Annotated in this window: 15 protein-coding genes; 5 read left to right on the top strand and 10 right to left on the bottom strand. The window is 71.8% G+C overall.

The features are described from left to right. Positions 1-6: 6 nt before the first annotated feature. Positions 7-609, bottom strand: a complete 603-nt coding sequence (locus OQ02_RS26950; protein WP_231500242.1) for a TetR/AcrR family transcriptional regulator — start codon at positions 607-609, stop codon at positions 7-9. A 98-nt stretch (positions 610-707) separates the two neighbouring features. Here OQ02_RS26950 and OQ02_RS26945 point away from each other — a divergent pair, with 98 nt between their 5' ends. From OQ02_RS26945 to OQ02_RS26935, 3 genes are read left to right on the top strand one after another with little or no spacing between them, the layout of a single operon-like run. Further along, positions 708-2789, top strand: coding sequence for an MMPL family transporter (locus OQ02_RS26945; protein ID WP_051772839.1), 2082 nt, complete (start codon positions 708-710; stop codon positions 2787-2789). A gap of 12 nt (positions 2790-2801) precedes the next feature. Next, complete coding sequence (locus OQ02_RS26940; RefSeq protein ID WP_156077332.1) at positions 2802-3959, top strand: hypothetical protein; 1158 nt, start codon at positions 2802-2804, stop codon at positions 3957-3959. Continuing rightward, positions 3947-4762, top strand: coding sequence for a hypothetical protein (locus OQ02_RS26935; protein ID WP_156077331.1), 816 nt, complete (start codon positions 3947-3949; stop codon positions 4760-4762). Before OQ02_RS26940 ends, OQ02_RS26935 begins: the two co-directional genes overlap by 13 nt. Here OQ02_RS26935 and OQ02_RS26930 read toward each other — a convergent pair. Then, positions 4710-6293, bottom strand: coding sequence for an alpha/beta hydrolase (locus tag OQ02_RS26930; protein WP_033441385.1), 1584 nt, complete (start codon positions 6291-6293; stop codon positions 4710-4712). The two genes, OQ02_RS26935 and OQ02_RS26930, sit on opposite strands and share 53 nt — an antisense overlap. Positions 6294-6404: 111 nt before the next feature. On the opposite strand from OQ02_RS26930, the gene OQ02_RS26925 reads away from it, so the two are divergent. After that, positions 6405-7430 carry a DUF4037 domain-containing protein gene (locus OQ02_RS26925; RefSeq protein WP_033441509.1) on the top strand — a complete coding sequence of 342 codons (1026 nt, stop codon included), beginning with the start codon at positions 6405-6407 and terminating at the stop codon, positions 7428-7430. 15 nt (positions 7431-7445) lie between these two features. Here the strand turns inward: OQ02_RS26925 and OQ02_RS40255 are convergent, their stop codons facing one another. Continuing rightward, the gene (locus tag OQ02_RS40255) at positions 7446-8210 is read right to left on the bottom strand and encodes a helix-turn-helix transcriptional regulator (RefSeq protein WP_197043511.1); all 765 of its coding nucleotides are present in this window, start codon (positions 8208-8210) and stop codon (positions 7446-7448) included. 92 nt (positions 8211-8302) lie between these two features. Here OQ02_RS40255 and OQ02_RS26915 point away from each other — a divergent pair, with 92 nt between their 5' ends. After that, a complete protein-coding gene (locus OQ02_RS26915) occupies positions 8303-9016 on the top strand; it encodes an SDR family oxidoreductase (protein ID WP_033441384.1) in 714 nt (237 codons plus the stop codon). A gap of 134 nt (positions 9017-9150) precedes the next feature. Here the strand turns inward: OQ02_RS26915 and OQ02_RS26910 are convergent, their stop codons facing one another. The 7 genes from OQ02_RS26910 to OQ02_RS26880 form a co-directional block, all read right to left on the bottom strand. Next, on the bottom strand, positions 9151-10677 hold the full coding sequence (locus OQ02_RS26910) for a class I adenylate-forming enzyme family protein (RefSeq protein WP_231500241.1): 1527 nt from the start codon (positions 10675-10677) through the stop codon (positions 9151-9153). Then, complete coding sequence (lysA, locus tag OQ02_RS26905) at positions 10667-12196, bottom strand: diaminopimelate decarboxylase (RefSeq protein ID WP_063747157.1); 1530 nt, start codon at positions 12194-12196, stop codon at positions 10667-10669. The genes OQ02_RS26910 and lysA overlap by 11 nt, the downstream gene beginning before the upstream one ends. A gap of 224 nt (positions 12197-12420) precedes the next feature. Beyond that, positions 12421-13395, bottom strand: a complete 975-nt coding sequence (gene egtD / locus OQ02_RS26900) for an L-histidine N(alpha)-methyltransferase (RefSeq protein ID WP_033441383.1) — start codon at positions 13393-13395, stop codon at positions 12421-12423. Then, the gene (gene egtC / locus OQ02_RS26895; protein ID WP_033441382.1) at positions 13392-14141 is read right to left on the bottom strand and encodes an ergothioneine biosynthesis protein EgtC; all 750 of its coding nucleotides are present in this window, start codon (positions 14139-14141) and stop codon (positions 13392-13394) included. Before egtC ends, egtD begins: the two co-directional genes overlap by 4 nt. Position 14142: 1 nt before the next feature. Next, on the bottom strand, positions 14143-15486 hold the full coding sequence (egtB, locus tag OQ02_RS26890; protein WP_033441381.1) for an ergothioneine biosynthesis protein EgtB: 1344 nt from the start codon (positions 15484-15486) through the stop codon (positions 14143-14145). Continuing rightward, positions 15483-16676, bottom strand: a complete 1194-nt coding sequence (locus OQ02_RS26885) for a glutamate-cysteine ligase family protein (protein ID WP_231500240.1) — start codon at positions 16674-16676, stop codon at positions 15483-15485. The genes egtB and OQ02_RS26885 overlap by 4 nt, the downstream gene beginning before the upstream one ends. Positions 16677-17024: 348 nt before the next feature. After that, positions 17025-17576: a Scr1 family TA system antitoxin-like transcriptional regulator gene (locus tag OQ02_RS26880; protein WP_033441379.1), complete on the bottom strand. Its 552-nt coding sequence runs from the start codon at positions 17574-17576 to the stop codon at positions 17025-17027. Positions 17577-17597 lie beyond the last annotated feature (21 nt).

Genomic DNA, 17597 nt, shown 5'->3' with positions numbered 1-17597 from the left:
GCGCGTTCACCCGAGGATCTGCACGAGGTAGCCGCGCAGCACCTTCTTCAGCTCCTCCACCAACGCCGGGCGCTCGTCCTCCCCGGCCGACACGATCATCGGGATCAGCCCGCCGAACAGCCGCATGGTCACCTGCGCGGCACGGACGCGGTCGGCGGCGGGCAGGTCCGGGCGGCGAGCCGCGAGCACCGCGTCGATCCGCCCGAACAGGGCCGCGTGCACGGCCCGGGTCGGCTCGGCCAGGCGTTCCGGCATGTCGGCCCGACCGAACAACGCCTTGAAGCCCGGGTTGGCCACGTTCACCTCGATCATCGGCCCGGCCATCCGGTCGACCAGCTCGTCCAGCGGCAGGTGCGCCAACTCCGGCGTCAACGCCCCGTGAGCGGACCGCAGCTGCTCCAGGTACCGGTCCGCCAACGCCTGCGCGATGGCCTCCTTGTTGCCGTAGAACTGGTACAGCGTGCCCGGCGACACGCCTGCCCGCGCGGCGATGGCGTTGGTAGTCGCGGCCTCGTAGCCGACTTCGGCGAACACCGCCGCCGCCGCGTCCTGGAGTTCGGCCATCCGCCGTTCACCCCGCGCCTGCCGGCGCACCACCTTCGGCTCCACGGGCACCACCTTGCCACTCGTTGACAAACACGAGCAAGTACTCGTATTTTCAGAACACGAGCACTTGCTCGCATTCTGCCCGATCCGAGGAGTACCCCGTGTTCAAGCTGGGGCGATTCGCCGTGCGCCGGCGACGCTTGATCCTGATCGTCGCCGCGATCGTCGCGGTGGCGGCGGCCGTCGTGGGCAGCGGCACGTTGGCGGCGCTGTCCTTGTCCCGCTTCGAGGCGCCGGGCACGGAGTCGCTGCGCGCGGCCGAGGTGCTGGCCGAGGAGTTCGACACCGGCAACCCCAACCTGACCCTGCTGGTCACGGCACGCGGCGGCGACGTGGACGATCCGCGCAACGCCGAGCGGGGCCGTGCGCTGGCCGCGGAACTCGCGCCCGAGGTGCGCCAGGTCGAGTCCTACTGGGACCGCGAGAGCCCGGCGCTCAAGTCCGAGGACGGCAGCCAGGCGTTGATCCTGGCGTGGGTTCCGGGCTCGGCCACCGAGGCCCGCAAGGCCATCGCGGAACTGTCCGAACGGTTCACCCGGGCGGACGACGTGATCACCGTGGGCGTCGGCGGGCAGGACGAGGTGTTCCGCCAGGTCGGCGCCCAGGCCGCCAAGGACTTCCTGCGCGCCGAGCTCATCGTGGTGCCGGTGGTGCTGCTCCTGCTGATCCTGTTGTACCGCCGGGTTTCCCTGGCGTTGACGACGCTCGGCGTTGGCCTGTTCGCCATGGTCGGCACCCTGGCCGCGCTGCGCGGGCTCACGGCCCTGACCGAGGTCTCCACGTTCGCCGCGAACATCACCCTGGTCATGGGCCTGGCACTGGGCGTGGACTACTGCCTGTTCGTCATCGCCCGTTACCGCGAGGAACTCGCCGGCGGCGCGAGCGTGCCGGAAGCGGTTGAACGGGCGGTGGCGACGGCCGGGCGCACGGTCCTGTTCAGCGGACTCACCGTGGCCGCGTCCCTGGCGATGCTGCTGCTGTTCCCCTTCCCGTTCCTGCGTTCCTTCGCCTACGCGGGCGTGCTGGTGGTCGGTTTCGCCGTGGTCGGCGCGCTCACCGTCCTGCCCGCCGCCCTCGCGTCCCTCAAGCCGCACCCGGCCGTCGAACGGTCCAACGGTTTCGGCGCCCTCGGATTCTGGGCACGGACGGCGAACACGGTGATGAACCGGCCGGTCCTGGTGGGTGGTGCGGTGCTGGCGTTGCTGCTCCTGCTCGCCTCACCGGTGCTGGGCCTGAAGTTCGGCCTGCCCGACGACCGGATCCTGCCCGCCGACGCGTCCAGCCGGATCGTGCAGGACCAGATCCGCGACGGTTTCGGTCAGGAGCAGACCGACGCCATCCGCGTGATCGCCAAGGGCGCCCGGAACGAAGGTGCGCAGGATGACGACTTCGCGGCACGGCTCGGGGACGTCCCCGGCATCGTGCAGGTCGACGTGGAGACCAACGGCTACGGCACGGTGTGGACGGCGATCCCGTCCCAGGGAGCCCTCTCGGGTGACGTGCCGGAGTTGGTCGCGAAGGTCCGCGCCCTCCAGCCCGACTACCTCGTCGGCGGCTACCCGGCCGAACTGGCCGACTTCCGCGACGCGCTGACCGACCGCGTGCCGCTCGTCGTGGCCCTGATCCTGATCATCACCTTCGTGCTGCTGTTCCTGATGACCGGCAGCATCCTCTTGCCGCTCAAGGCAACCGTGTTGAACCTGCTCAGCCTCGGGGTCATGTTCGGCGTTGTGGTGTGGGGCTTCCAGAACGGGAACCTGTCGGGCGTCCTGGACTTCACGCCGACCGGCACGCTCGAACCGAGCATCCCGATCCTGATGTTCTGCATCGCCTACGGGCTGTCCATGGACTACGAGGTGTTCATGGTCTCGCGCATCGCCGAGGAGTACGCGCGCACCGGTGACGAGCGGGCCGCCGTCGCCACCGGGATCCAGCGCAGCGCGCCGCTCATCACGGCGGCGGCGGCGATCCTGGCCCTGTCGTTCGCCGCTTACGCGTCGGGCAGCGTGATGTACCTCCAGATGTTGGGCGCGGGCATGGCGGTGGCGATCATCGTGGACGCCACGTTCGTGCGGGCCGTGCTGGTGCCCGCGTTGATGCGGCTCGCGGGTCGCGCGAACTGGTGGGCGCCGGGGTGGCTGCGTCATGTGCACACCCGGTTCGGCATTTCGGAGAGCCGCTAGGGTTACGCGCCCATGGGGGTCCTCACACCGAAAGCCGTGTGGTTCGACACCGGCTGGGCGTTACTCGTGCTGGTCGGGCTCGTCCTCCCGCTGTGGGAGGGCGGCCCGCCGGCCGAAACCGGGCTCTCGCTGGTGATCGCGGGACTGCTGCTGAAGGCACGTGCGGCGCACGCCGAGAAGCCCGGCATCTGGTTCCCGTTGCTGGTGACCGGAGCCACCCTGTTCGCGGTCTCGCTGACCCGGGGATCGATCGGCTGGTGGGTGCTCTGGATCGATCCGCCGGTGTTCGACGTCGGCCGGTTCCTGGTCGGGCTGGCGGTCACCGTCGGCCTGGGCTTCTGGGCGTGGCGGGCGCGCAGCTTCACGATCGCGGCCACCGCGGCGGGGTACCTGGCGGCGCTCTGGTTGTTGATGCCGAGGGAGGTCGAGTACACGGGCTGGATGTCCTACATGCCGCTTGCCGTGGAACCGTCCTTCGACCTCAACCTACCGCCGTACCCGGAGCTGGTGGTGGTCGCGGGCGCCGTGTTCGCGCACGCCCGGATGAACGGTCGGCGACCTTGGCACGTGGTGGCGATCGTCGGGTTGCCCGGCTTGCTGGCGCAGGTCACCGCGGCGACCGTGCTGTCGATGGCCCTGCTGGTCGTGGCCGTGCTGGCCGCCGCCTACGACCTGAACTCCCGCCGTCCCGGCGCCTGGTACCCGCTGCTGGTCGTCGGTGTCGGTCTGGTGGTGTGGCTGGCCGTGGACAGGGTGATCCCGGCATCGCCGTTCCGCGAGCCGGGGATCTCGAACCTGCCCGATGGCGAGGCACCCCTCCTGGTGGTCTCGGGCCGGAGTGCCGCCACCACCTCGAACTCGGTGGCCGGCTACGACGAGGTCGTCCTGGCTGTCGTGGCCGCAATCGTGCTGGCCGTGTGGTCGTGGCGGCGCAGGAGCCCGATCATGCTGCTCACAGGCCTTGTCTACAGTGGATTCGCCTACGTGACCGCCAACCGGGAGACCTTGATCGTCCCCTGGTTCATCACGCTGTCGGCGCCGCCGGCGCAGGTCGTGGTACTGGCGGGGGCGGCGGTCGCGTACGCCACGGCCCCTCCCGAACTGCCGGAGAAACGCCCCTGCCGGATCGCTAGGGTTGCCCGCCGGGGGTGGGGTTCGTGGTCGAGGTGATCAGGTTGTTGGCCGGGACGGCGGTCGCGATCGGTCTGGGGTTCTGGGCGTGGCGGGCACGCAGCGCCGCTCTCGGCGGCTCCGCGCTGGGCTACTTGATCGCGCTCTGGTACCTCTACGAGCCCGTTCCCCCGGCACCGGGCCTGCAATTCCTGTCCGAGGAGCAGTTCGCGGCGCTGATGTGGAGCGTCACGCCGCTGCCCGACCCCGGCTACCCCGAGTTCGCGCTCGCCGCCGGCGCGGTCGTCGCCCACGCGCACGCCCACCGCGTGCGGCCGTGGCACGTCCTGGCGGCGGTCGGTTTCGTCGGCGCCCTGTGGGAACCGATGGCGCTCCTGCTCTGCCTGGCCGCGCTGGTGCTCGCCGGCTACGAGCTGCACGCCCGCCGTCCCGGCGCCTGGTACCCGCTGCTGCTCGTCGGCGTCTGGCTGTGGCTGGGCGAAGCCTTCGACGGCTGGTTCATCGCGGTGGACCCGCCGGACGAAGGCTCCTTCACGATGGTGTCGGCCACCGCCGTCACCTTCGACCACGTCGACTACGACGAGCTGGCGCTCGCGGTGGTGGTGGCGGCAGGCCTCGCCGTCCTGGCGTGGCGGCGGCGGGACGTGACCGTGCTGCTCACGGCCGCCGCCTACCTGGCCGGGGCGTTCGCCATGGAGTCGCCGGGGTGGTGGCTCCCCGAGGTCCCGGCGGGCTCGGTGGTCCTGGCGGGTGCGGCCGTCGCGTTCGCCACGGCCGCACCCCGGACCGCTAGAACGGCTGGGCGTTGGGCTGGAACACCTGGCCGTCGGCCGGGGCCTTGAGGTTCACCAGGTAGTCCGTCACCAGGGCGTCCGCGCCGGCGCTGTCACCGAGGATGCAGTGCCCGAACGAGTCCACGCTGATCAGCCGCGCGTTGCCGAGCTGACGGGCCATGCGCTTGGAGAACTCGTACTGCGTGGCCGGGTCGTAGTAGTTGCCCACCACGACGACCGGGTTCGGCGTGCGCCGGTGCCACGGCCCGGCCCAGCGGTCGGGACGGGGCACCGGCCAGGTCGCGCACGTCAGCAGGTCGGACGCGGCCTGCTGGCGGCCGAACGTCGGCGACTCCCGCTCCCACTTCGCGGCCAGCACCGGGAACAGCTGCGGCACCCGGACGAACGGCTTGTCCGTGCAGTTCACGCCGTAGTACGAGTCGTCGTACAGGTACTCGGTGTCGCCGGTGCGCCCGGCCCGGATGTCCGCCAGCCCGTGCTTGTTCGCCAACGGCGGCAACAACTCGGCCTGCGCGCTGAACGTGGCGACGCCCGGGTGCAGCACCGCGTAGACGCCCTGCAGCCACGCGGCCAGCGCCTTGAACCTGGTCGGCGCGTACAGGTCACCGGTGACCCGGCCGATGTAGCCGTCGTAGGTCACGACCTGGCCGGACGGCAGCGTGATCGACTGCGTGCGCAGGTGGTCGCGCACCTCGTCGAACTTCGCCCGCGGGTCGCCGTCGCTGTACGCGCACTTGTCGCCGTCGGCGTCGCAGCGCTTCAGGAACGCGTCCAGCGCCAGCTCGAAGCCCTGCGCGCGCTGCCGGTCGTACTCCGCGCCGTCGGACGTGCGCAGCGCCGGGTCGACGTTGCCGTCCAGCACCAGGGCGCGGGACTTCGACGGGAAGATGTTGGCGTAGGTCGCGCCGAGCAGCGTGCCGTAGGAGAAGCCGACGAACGTCAACTGCCGGTCACCGACGCCCTGCCGCAGCAGGTCGAGGTCACGTGCCACGGCCTCGGTGGACATGTGGTTCAGCAGTGGGCCGGCGTTGCGCGCGCACGCGTCGGTGTAGTCCTCGGTCGCGTCCATGGTGTTGCGGATCTCGGTGCGGGTGACCGGGATGGCGGACATGCGGCCGAAGATCTCGTCGGCCTCTTCAAGGGTCTTGAAGCAGCGCAACGGCGCGCTGCGGCCGACGCCGCGCGGGTCGAACCCGATCAGGTCGAACCGCTTCATGATCTCGGGCTGGAAGAACGAACTGCCGTACGCGGAGTAGATGAGCCCCGCGCCACCGGGACCGCCGGGGTTGATGAAGAGCGAGCCGATCCGGTTGGCCTGGTCCTCGGCCGGGCGCTTCATCAGCGCGATGGTGATCTTCGCGCCGTTCGGCCTGGCGTGGTCCACCGGCACCGGGTGGTTCGCGCAGCTGACCTTGTCCCGCTCCGCGGCCGGGATCTCGGCGAGCACGTCCGCCGCGCACGTCGACCACTCGACGGGGGCGGCAGCCGGCGCGGCGGCGGCGGTGCCGACGCCCACGAGCCCGGACATCACCGTGCCCGCCGCCAGCACCAGGGCCAAGGTTCTCTTATGGAGTTGCATGTGGTGGCGCTCCCTCGGTTCACTCGGCGTCGCCCCTCGATCACACCACGACGCCACCGCGCGAGAGTTTCACTCGTTCGAGCGGGGCAACACCCGCAGAACGGAGGTTTCGTGACCGACGAACGGTTCGTGCCCGGCCTGGTCCTGTCCGAGCGCTTCTACCGGGAGGCGGTCGAACCGCTGGTCAGGCGGCACTTCGGCGAGGTGCCGCACAGCGCCGCCCGGATCGGCTCCGGTTCCGAGGTGCTGGGCTTCGACACCGAGCGGTCCGCCGACCACGAGTGGGGCCCGCGCCTGCAACTGTTCCTCGACCCGGACGACACCCGCGCCGGCGACCTCCGGACCGCGCTCGCCGAGCACCTGCCCAAGTCGTTCCTCGGCTACCCCACGCACTTCGCCGGCGGCGACGGCGACCACGCGAGCGCGCAGATGACCTTCACCGAGGGACCGGTGGACCACCGGGTGGACGTCACGGACGCGGGCACGTGGTTCGACCGGGAGCTGGGCTTCGACCCGCGTGGCGGCGTCACCGCGCGGGACTGGTTGAGCGCGCCGACGCAGCGGTTGGCGGAGACGACGGCGGGCGCGGTGTTCCACGACGGGCTCGGCGTGCTGACCGCGGCGCGCGAGGCGTTGCGGTGGTACCCGGACGACGTGTGGCGGTACGTGCTGGCGTGCCAGTGGTCGCGGATCGCGGAGGAGGAGGCCTTCGTCGGGCGGTGCGGCGAGGTCGGGGACGAGCTGGGGTCGGCCGTCGTGGCGGCTCGGCTCACCCGCGACCTGATGCGGCTGCGGCTGCTGATCGACCGCCGCTACCCGCCCTACGGCAAGTGGCTCGGGTCCGCGTTCGCCCGGTACACCGACCTCGTGCCGGTGCTGCGGTCGGTGCTCGCCGCCACCGACTGGCACGAGCGGGAGCGCCACCTGGCCGCGGCGTACGAGGAGGTGGCGGCCCGGTGCAACGACCTGGGCCTGGCCGCCCCCGTCGACCCGACGACCCGCCCGTACCACTCGCGCCCGTTCCGGGTGCTGCGGGCGGACCGCTTCGCCGACGCCCTCCGCGCCTCGATCACCGACCCGTCGATCGCCGCCCTCCCGCCCACCGGCTCCGTCGACCAACACCGGCACACCCAGTGAGTCGTGTTTCGGGGGTCAGGGGGTGGGGCGGAAGACGGCGAGGCGTTGGCCGTCCGGGGCGGTGAGGATTTCGGACGTCAGGGTGACGAGGCCGGCGGTCGGGTGGCGGAAAGCGCGGCGGGAGCCGGTCTTGACCTTCACGTCGTAGTGCCGCCACAGGGTGGCGAAGTCCCGGTCGGCTGCGGAGAGTTCCGCGACCAGGTCGGCGAGGGCCGTGGAGGTGGGGTCGGCGGCGGCGACGGTGCGCAGGTGGGCCACGCAGTCCCGCGCCATGTCGTCCCACGCGACGAACACCGAGCGGGCACGCCGGTCGGTGAAGACGTAGCGCACCAGGTTGCCGCACTCGCGCACGCCCGGCATGAGGGCGGTGCCCTCCGGGTTCACCGCGAGCACGGTGCTGATCTGGTCGAGCACGTACGCCGCGGCCGGGCGCACCGCCTCGATCAAGTGCAGCAGACCGGGACGCGGCGCACCCGCGCCGAGGCGCGGCACGGGTGACGTGCCCGACGCGTTGCGCGCCAACGCGTGCAGGTGCGCCCGCTCGTCGTCGCCGAGCCGCAGTGCCGAGGCGAGCGCGTGCAGCACCTCCGGCCCGGGGTTCGTGTCACGCCCCTGTTCCAGCCGTGTGTAGTAGTCCACGCTCACGCCGGCCAGCGCCGCCAGCTCCTCGCGCCGCAGCCCCGGCGTCTGCCGCCGCCCGACCCCGGCCGGCAGCCCGACGTCCTCGGGCCGGACGCGACCACGCCTGCCGCGCAGGAACTCACCCAGGGCACCTCGCACGCCCCGAGTCTCGCACCACGCCGGGGTGGCCCCGCGAGGACCAGGCCCGCTCCGGTCTCCCGACAGCCGTCCGCGACCGCGACGCTGCTCCCATGACACACGTACTCGTCGTCGGCGGCAGTTCCGGCATGGGTCTGGGCCTGGCCCGGCTCCTCCTGGCCCAGGGCGCCACCGTCACGATCGCCGGCCGGTCCGCCGACCGGCTCGCCGCCGCCGCACAGGACCTCGCCCGCGAAAGCCTGCGCACCGCCCAGGCCGACATCACCCGGGAAGACGACGTGCGGCGGCTCGTGGAGCGGACCGGCGCGCTCGACCACGTCGTGGTGACCGCGGTCGACGCCACCGACGCCTACCACCCGATCGACGGCTTCCCCCTGGCCCACGCGCGCGCCGCGCTGGACGTCAAGCTGCTGGGACCGTGGCTGGTGGCCAAGCACGCCGCGCCGCACGTCGCACCCGACGGCTCGATCACGTTCACCTCCGGCATCGCCGCGTACCGGCCGGGGCCGGGCGCCTCGGTGCTCGCCGCCGCCAACGGCGCGCTCGGAGCACTCGCCCGCGCGCTGGCGGTGGAACTGGCGCCGATCCGGGTCAACGTCGTCTCGCCCGGCTGGGTCGACACCCCCGTGTGGGACGTCCTGGCCGGTCCCGCCAAGGCCGAACGGCTCGCCGCGATGGCCGACCGCCTGCCCGTCGGCCGGATCGGGACGCCCGAGGACATCGCCGAGGCGTTCGTGGCCGTGCAGCGCAACCGGTTCATGACCGGAGCCGTCCTGCACGTCGACGGCGGGCACCGGCTCGTCTGACAAGCCCGGCCGACCCGAACCGGGGTCGGCCGGGCTTGCCCAACGCGTCGTCGTACGCCCGGACCAGGACATCGGGGTCCTTCACCAGATCAGTGCCCGGCAACAACCGGACCACGCTCGCGCGTCGCGTGGAGTCAGTGGATCTCCGCGGCGGGGACGGTGCGGTTGGCCAGCATGTCGGCCAGGGCGGCTCGTGCCAGTTTGCCGTTGCCGGACAACGGGATTTCGTCCACCACCACGCACTCTTGGGGGACTTTGTACGGTTCTATGCGGCTGCGGAGGGCACCAAGGACGGCTCTTGGCCGCACGTCGCCGGTCACCACCAGGACCGCGGACGAGCCTGGTGCGTCTCGGGGTGGGATCACGGCCGCCAAGCGGACGCCCGGGACTGTCTGGGCGGCTGCTTCCACTTCCGTCGTGCTCACCCGGAAGCCCCGCTCCTTGTAGATGTCGTCCCTGCGGCCGTCCACGTAGAGGTAGCCGTCCTCGTCCATCCGGCCGTAGTCGCCGGTGTGGAGTTCCCGGGTTCCGTCGGACGCCAGGGGGAAGCGGTCGGCGGTCAGGTCTTCGCGGCGCCAGTAGCCGGGCATCACGTGGGGGCCGCGGACGACGAATTCGCCGGTCTCGCCCACGGCCAGGCGCTCGCCGGTCGGGCCTTGGACGTGGACCTCGGTTCCCGGCAGGGGGCGGCCCGAGGCTCCCGGACGGGTCAGGTCTTCGTCCGGGGGCATGATCGAGACTCGTTTGCACTCGGTCAGGCCGTACATGATCTGCAGGCGGAGAGCGGGCAGGGCCGCGCGCAGTGCCGCCGCGGTGTGGTGCTTCATCGCCGCACCCGTCGTGGTGAGCAGGCGCAAGCGCTGCGGCACCACGGTTGTCCGCTCCAAGAGCCACACCAGGGTTTCGGTCATGGCGGGTGTCGCGGTCAACACGGTGGCGTCGGCGTCGACCAGGGCCTTGAGCAGGCCCGGACCGCCTTGGACGACGGAGCCGAGCCAGAGGTGCGCGCCGCCCAGGGCGGCCAGGAACAGCTGGTAGAGGCCGTAGTCGAAGGACAGGGGCAGCGGGCAGAACACCACGTCACCGGGCCCGTAGCCGATCTCGTGGTGGATCGCCGTCGCGGCGAAGACCATCTGGCGGTGTTCGGAGATCACGGCCTTCGGGAGCGCGGTGCTGCCCGACGTGTAGCTCAGGCACACGATGTCGTCGGGGGACGGTTCGGGCAACGCCACGGGCTCGGCCGTGGCGGCGGCCGTGCGCAGGTCCGCGGCCATGGCCACGGGGATACCGCGGCGGTGGGCCTGGGTCGACGCCTCCTCGTCCGCGGTGATCAGGAGGGAGGGCTCCAGGTCGTCCAGGACGTGGGTCAGGCCGTTGCCCCGGACCTGTTCGTGCAGCACGCAGAACGCCGCTCCGACGCGGGACGCGGCGTGGAGCAGGGGCGGGACGTCGATCGTGGTCGGCATGGCGATCACGACGCGGTCCCGCGGACGGACCCCTCGGGCCGTCAGCCAGCCGGCGAGGCGCAGGCTCGTGTCGTGCGCCTCGCGGTACGTCAGGGTGCCGTCGGCCGTGGTGAGGGCCGGCGCGTCCGGGGTGGCGGCGGCTCGTTCGTCGAGGAGGTGGTGCAGCAGGCGCGGCACCACGTGCTCAGCGGGCACGACGGCTGTCCGCCACGAAGCGGGTCAGGGAGCCCACGGTCCGGAAGGTCTCGCCGCTCACCTCGTGGGGGTCCACGTGCACTCCGAAGCGGCCCTCCAGCCTGCCCAGCAGGTTCACCACGGACAGGGAGTCCAGCGCCAGGTCGTCGAACAGGGTGGTGTCGTCGGACATCTCCGACTCACCCACCAGGCGCGCGATCTCCTCGCGGACGCCCGCCGACAGCTCCTCGTCGGGGATCGCCGCGGCGGCGTCGGCGTCGAACTCCGCCACGATCTGGCGGGTGAACAGGTCCTCCACGGTGTCGCGGCTGCGCACGAGGTGGGCCTTGCCCTCGTGGACGAGGACCTCGGCGGGGAAGCCCTGGCCGTTCATGTAGGTGATGGACGCGCTCGGCCCGTAGGCGCCGGACTGGAAGACGCCGATCACGTCGCCGGGTTCGACGTCGGGCAGGTCGATGTCCTGGCCGATGATGTCGGTCGGGGTGAGCAGGAGGCCCGTGACGGTCGCCGGGCCGGTCACCGGGCGGTCCAGGTCGGTCAGCAGGGCCATGGGGAAGTTGCGCTTGAGGTAGGTGCCCATGCCCACCGCCGACATGTTCTGGTGGGTACCGCCGTCGGTGATGACGAAGCGCTCGCCGCGGGACTGCTTCACGTAGCGAGCGCCCACCGCGTAGACGCCGCTGGGGCCGACGAGGAACCTGCCGGGCTCGATGGCGAGCTTCGCGGACGGCCGGCTCAGCAGGAACGCGTCCACGGCCTTGTTGATGCCCGTGGCGAGGACGTCGAGGTCCACTTCCCGCTCTTCGGGGTAGTACGGGATGCCAATGCCGCCACCGATGTCGACCAGCTCCAGGTCGAAACCCAGCGCCTCGGACACCTTCACGGCGAGGTCGAGGATGCGTTCGGTGTTGTCCACCACCACCTGTGCGTCCAGGATGCGCGTGCCGGTAAAGACGTGGACGCCGATGAAACGCACGTTCGGGTGGCGTTGCACGACATCCGTCGCGCTGAGCACCTGGTCCTCGTCGATGCCGAACTCGCGCGGCTTGCCCGCCATCGTCAGCCGGCCGCCGCGCACCCCGAACGCCGGGTTGATCCGCAGCAGCACGGGCGTGCGCAGGCCTGCGGCGGCGGAGAGCTCGTCGATGTGCTTGAGCTCCCCCCACGACTCGCAGATGATGGCGCGGATGCCGAGGGCCACGAGCTCCCGCAGGTCGTCGACGCTCTTGCCGGGGCCCGTGAACAGCACGTCGGCGGGCCGGAAGCCCGCGCGCAGAGCGCTGCTCAGCTCGCCCATGGAGCAGACCTCGGCCGACGCGCCCGCCTGGCGCAGGACCTTGACGACGCTGACGTTGGGGTTGGGTTTGAGCGAGTAGAAGATTTCGATCGCCTCGTGCAGGCGGGCGCGCAGGTCGCGGTAGGTGCGCTCGATGCCTGCGCCGTCGTAGACGTACAGCGGTGTGTCGAAGCGGTCGACCAGTTCGGAGATGCCGATCCCCTGGATCGAGTACTCGTTCATGCGGCGGCTCCTGACCTCGGACGTCAACGTGGGTTGGACGGATGCCTGCCGGCGGGGTGGACACCGCGGGCTCACTTCGACACTACGGACGACGCACATGGCGCGAACGCTCCGAGGCTCAGCCCGTCCGGAGTCCCGAAGGCGCAGCCGTGCGCTGTGGCAAAACGGCCACACCGCATGGCTGCGCCTGATAACGCGGTCATCCGCGCAAGATCGCTGTGAGGTCAGGGAATGGCGCGGGCCAGGGACAGCGCGAACCGGCCTTCCGAGTCGGTCCACCAGCGGTGCAAGGTGAAGCCCGCGGCGGTCAGCTCGCGTTCCACGCCCTCGCGGCGGAACTTCGCCGACACCTCGGTCCGCAGCTCCTCTCCCTCGGCGAACTCGACGTCAAGGTCCAACGCGGCGACGTGCGCCTTGACCGGGCGCACCGCCCGCAACCGCATCTCGATCCACTCCTCCTCCGCGTTCCACAGGGCGACGTGCGCGAAGTCGTCCGGGTCGAAGTCCGCGTCCAGCTCACGGTTCATCACCCGCAGCACGTTCCGGTTGAACTCGGCCGTCACGCCCTGCGCGTCGTCGTACGCGCGGACCAGGACCTCCGGGTCCTTCACCAGGTCCGTGCCCAGCAGCAGCCACTCCCCCGTGCTCAGCACCTCGCGCACCGACGAGAAGAACTTGTCGCGCTCCTCCGGGATGAGGTTGCCGATCGTGCCGCCGAGGAACGCCACGACTCGCGGCGGTGAGCCCGGCAGCAGGCCCAGGTGCTCGGTGAAGTCGCCGACCACGCCGTGCACCCGCAGGCCCGGGTAGTCGGCCATGATCGCCTTCGCCGCCTCGGTCAGCGCCGACGGCGACACGTCCAGCGGCACGAACTCGGTCAACGTGCCGTGGTTGCGCAACGCGCTCAGCAGCAGCCGCGTCTTCTCCGACGAGCCGGAACCCAGCTCCACCAACGCCCGCGCGTCGGTGAGGGCGGCGATCTCCGCCGCCCGCGCGACCAGGATCTCCCGCTCCGCCCGGGTCGGGTAGTACTCGGGCAGCCGGGTGATCTCCTCGAACAGGTCGCTGCCGACCGCGTCGTAGAACCACTTCGGCGACACCCACTTCGGCCGCGCGGTCAGCCCCGCCCTCGCCTCGGCCCGCAGCGCGACGGCCGCGTCCTCGGGAGTCAGGTGCACGTCCAGCACTGGCTCGGTCATCCTCGTCCAATCCGTTGAACGTCCACAGTAGACACATCTGCCGTGACGACGTGCCCGTCGGGCACCTCCCGCCAGCGCGGGTCGTCGTCCAACGGCTCGGAGGCCAGCGTCACCGCGCCGTCGCCGGACAGCACCCACAGCGAATGGGTCCACGTGGTGCCGGCGAGCACGGTTCCGTTGGTGAGCAACAGGTTCAGCCGCGATCCGGGCGCGGCGGCGGCCACTTCGGACACCACGTCGGCGAGCGCGTCACCGGGCGCGGCGCCCGCCGCCAGCCGGGACCGCACCAACGCCCACAGCAGGGCCGCGTCGGTCGGCGCGTCCAGCGTCAGCAGCGCGGCCACGGGCAGCGTCTTGGCGACGTCCACCACGGACTCCGGCCAGTCGACCACCCGCCCGTTGTGGCTGAACAGCCACTGCCCGTCGGTGAACGGCGCGCAGGCGGTGTCCGCCACCGGCATGCCCACCGTCGCCGACCGGACCGCGGCCAGCACCGCGCCGGACACGGTGACCCGGCTCAGCGCGAGCAGGTTCTCGTCCGACCAGATCGTGCCCGCCCGGCGGTAGCGCAGCGCCGGACCGCCCGGCGTGGGGTACCAGCCCACGCCGTAGCCGTCCACGTTGACCGTGCCGCCGCCGCGCATGTCCTGCGGCGCGTACGACTGCCGGACGAGCGAGTTCGGCGGGTCGTGCACCAGAGCGGCGACGGGCACGGCCGGGCCCAGGTAACCCAGGTGGCGGCACACGTCAGGCCGACTCGTCGGGCGAGGCGTCCCGCGCGCAGCGGAAGCCGGCGAAGATCTGCCGCCGGATCGGGTAGTCCCAGTTCCGGAACGTCGAGCGCACCGCGGCCTGGTCGCTGCCGAACGACCCGCCGCGCAGCACTTTGTAGTCCGGGCCGAAGAACACCTGCGAGTACTCCGCGTACGGGAACACCTCGAAACCGGTGTAGCCGTGGAAGTCGGAGCCGGTCCACTCCCACACGTCACCGATCAGCTGGTGCACGCCCAACGCCGACGCGCCCGCCGGGTAGGCGCCCACCTGTGCCGGCGCCAGGTGCCGCTGGTTCAGGTTCGCGTGCCGCTCCGCCGGGTCCTCGTCGCCCCACGGGTAGCGGCGCGACCGGCCCGTCGCCGGGTCGAACCGGGCCGCCTTCTCCCACTCGACCTCGGTGGGCAGCCTCTTGCCCGCCCACTTCGCGTACGCCTCGGCCTCGTAGTAGCAGACGTGCACCACGGGCTGCCGCGGGTCGACCGGCGCGGTGACGCCGAACGCCGTCCGGTACCACTCGTCACCGACGCGCTCCCAGAACCGGGGCGCGACGAGGGAAGCCTTCTGCACGTGCGCCCAGCCGGCCTCGCTCCACCACCGCGGGTCGGTGTAGCCGCCGTCGGCGATGAACCGCGCGTACGCGCCGTTCGTCACCGGGGTGGTGTCGATGAAGAACGGATCGGTGACGACCTGGTGCGCGGGCCGTTCGTTGTCCAGCGCCCACGCCTCGGTGGACGTGCCCATGGTGAACGGGCCACCCGGCACCAGCACCTCGGCCGGGCCGACCGGACCACCGCGCGGCGGCGGCGGAGCGTCCAGGACCGGCTCACCCACGCGCAGCTGGTGCGTGGCGAGCATGGTCTCGTCGTGCTGCTGCTCGTGCTGCACGATCATGCCGAACGCGAACCCGCCGTCGATCAGCTTGTGGCCTTCGAGCGGGGTGCGCTCCAGCACGTCGAACACCTTGTCGCGGACCTCGCCGACGTACCGGCGCGCCTCGGCGGGGCCGAGCAGCGGCAGTTCCGGACGGGCCGACCGGGCGTGCTTGAACGCGTCGTAGAGCTCGTCGATGTCCGCCCGGACCGGCTCACGGCCGCCCACGTCGCGGACCAGCCACAGCTCTTCCTGGTTGCCGATGTGGGCGAGGTCCCACACCAGCGGTGACATCAGCTTGGAGTGCTGGCGGACGAGGTCGTGGTCGTCCACCGCGTCGGTGAGCAGCCTGCTGCGGTCGCGGGCGCGGGTGAGCTGGGCGGCGATCCGGTCGCGGACGCCGTCGACGTGGGACAGGTCGGTTCCGGTGGTGTCGGAAGTGGTCATGATCGGCCCCCTGCGGTCTTCTCAGCGAGCATGCGTTGCAGTTCTTCGGCGATCGCGTCCGCTTGGCCGACGGACAGGTCGGTGTCCGACAGCGCGACGCAGCCCAGGTCGACCACGTCGCGCGCCGCGCGGGCGAGCACCGGGTCGTCCAGGCCGTAGCGCGCGGCGGCGAGCCAGCGGTTCGTCGCCGTCTCGGTGGCCGCCAGCACGCCGTCGACGGTCTCGGGCGTGCTGAACAGCGCCGCCATCAGCACCACCGGCGGCAGCCACTGCCCGGCCGGCGGGGTGTCGAGGTAGCGCACCTCCACGTACCCGCGCGGCCGGACCGGCGGGAACTGGAGGGTGAGGTGGTAGTCGAGGTCGTCCGCGGTCGCCGGTCTGTCGTGGGCGCCCGCGATCCAGTCGGCGAACGTGAAGTGGCGCTGGGGCAACCAGTTCGGGCCGGGTCTGCGCACCGCGATGACCGGTGTGTCGAGCACGCGCTTGGCCCAGGCGGCGGCCGGGTCGGCGCACACCGCGGCGGGCCGGGTGCGCACCGGGTCGGTGGCGTAGAGGGAACGCATCCTCGCGCTGGCCCAGTCGGTGCGACGCCCGTTAACCCCGGGCGAGTTGGCGAACAGGGCGTTGAGGACGGGACCGAGCGCGTGCACCGCGGCCCACCGCTTCGGCAGGTCGCGCGCCAGCCCGAAGTCCAGGCAGACCTGGAGGCCGGCGGTGCTGCACATCATCGTGATGCCCTCGGACCCGAGCGGCGCGAAGGCGTGTTCCATGGCCGCGTAACGCGGGATCCGGAGCATCCGGCGCGGCGGGCGGAACGGGTCCGCGCCCCGCTGGCCGAGCCGGAGACCGGCCGGTTCGAGCAGGTTGCGCAGGTGGTCGATGTCCGCCGCGACGACCTTGACGAGGTCCGTCAGCGATTCGCGGGGCGGGGTGGAGATCTCGACCTGGCCACCCGGTTCCACGGTCAGCGGTGTGCCGGAGGGCAGTGGTCGCTGAGGGCTGTCGGGGACGAGGGTCGGTGGCGCGTGCTTGCCGAGAGCGGACGCGAGGGTCTTCGCGTCGAGCGGTCTGGCGGGATCTTCGACGTGGTGGACGGTCCATTCGAACTCGACTCCGAGCAGTCTCGGAGGTCCGTGCTTGAAGCAGACCGAGGCGACGTAGGCCTCGGCCTCGGCTCGATCCCGGAACACCGCCGGGGTGGGTCCCGGAACCGGGACATTACGGACAGCAGTCACTTTGCGCACTCCCCGTGATCATTCTCGCCCGTTCGACGCTACACGGGGGTACCGACACTCGCAGCTAGGTAAAACCCTTACGGATCAACGACATGTCGGCTGCCCGCACCACCCGTGGCCGCCGAACAGCCGGTGTGCGACGGCCGCCCGTCCGCCGACCGGCCGCCGCCGCACTGCGCTGAACGGGCGTTTCAGGGCGTGAGCGGAGAACTCGCGGCGGCCGAACGGAGAACTCGCGGTGCCGGAACGGGGACCTGCGGCGCCGGAGCGGGGACTCGCGGCGCCTGAGCGGGGACTCGAGGTTCAGCGGCTGCGGTAGTGGGCGGCCCAGCGGCGGAACTCGGCGCGCGACGACGGCACGTCCAACGCGATCCGGTCCAGCACCTCCACCTGACGTCGCCCGGCGGGCACGGCGAACGACGACCGCAGCACCCCCACGTGTCCCGCCGCGAACGACACCAGCCGGACCGGCACGTCGCCCCGGTCCGCGAGCACGTCCAACTGGTCGGCCATGACCGCTTCGTCACCGACGCACGCGTGCAACGCGGCCTCGTGCACGAAGTACCGCGTGTGCCGGAGCGCGCCGACCCCCGCACCGCCGTGCCCGCCGTCGTCACCGAGAGCCAGCGCGTACGCGGGGGTGCGCAGCGGCTCCGGGACGCACAACGTCTCGAACACCACCACCTCGCACCCCGTGGCGCTGTCCGCCGGGTCGCCGGGGCGGCGTCCGACCAGCCTGATCAGATCGATCAAGTCCGGTCCGCGCCGATTCCGGTCCACCGTGGACGGTCCGCTCGCCCAGCCCAATCCCGGCACCAACCTGAGCGGCGGCCGGATGTCCTCACCTGCGGTCACGGTGCGCCACCGTAGTGCTGT

This window comes from Saccharothrix sp. NRRL B-16314 (genome assembly GCF_000716595.1).
GTDB lineage: Bacteria > Actinomycetota > Actinomycetes > Mycobacteriales > Pseudonocardiaceae > Actinosynnema.
Note: the sequence above shows the minus strand (reverse complement) of the source record. Positions and strands in the feature narration are given on the sequence as shown.

What these genes read in the sequence shown, in the direction of transcription:
- OQ02_RS26940 (WP_156077332.1), top strand. Translation starts at nt 2,802, where the DNA reads ATGGGGGTCCTCACACCGAAAGCCGTGTGGTTCGACACCGGCTGGGCG.
- OQ02_RS26930 (WP_033441385.1), bottom strand. Translation starts at nt 6,293, where the DNA reads ATGCAACTCCATAAGAGAACCTTGGCCCTGGTGCTGGCGGCGGGCACG.
- OQ02_RS26915 (WP_033441384.1), top strand. Translation starts at nt 8,303, where the DNA reads ATGACACACGTACTCGTCGTCGGCGGCAGTTCCGGCATGGGTCTGGGC.
- lysA (WP_063747157.1), bottom strand. Translation starts at nt 12,196, where the DNA reads ATGAACGAGTACTCGATCCAGGGGATCGGCATCTCCGAACTGGTCGAC.
- egtD (WP_033441383.1), bottom strand. Translation starts at nt 13,395, where the DNA reads ATGACCGAGCCAGTGCTGGACGTGCACCTGACTCCCGAGGACGCGGCC.
- egtB (WP_033441381.1), bottom strand. Translation starts at nt 15,486, where the DNA reads ATGACCACTTCCGACACCACCGGAACCGACCTGTCCCACGTCGACGGC.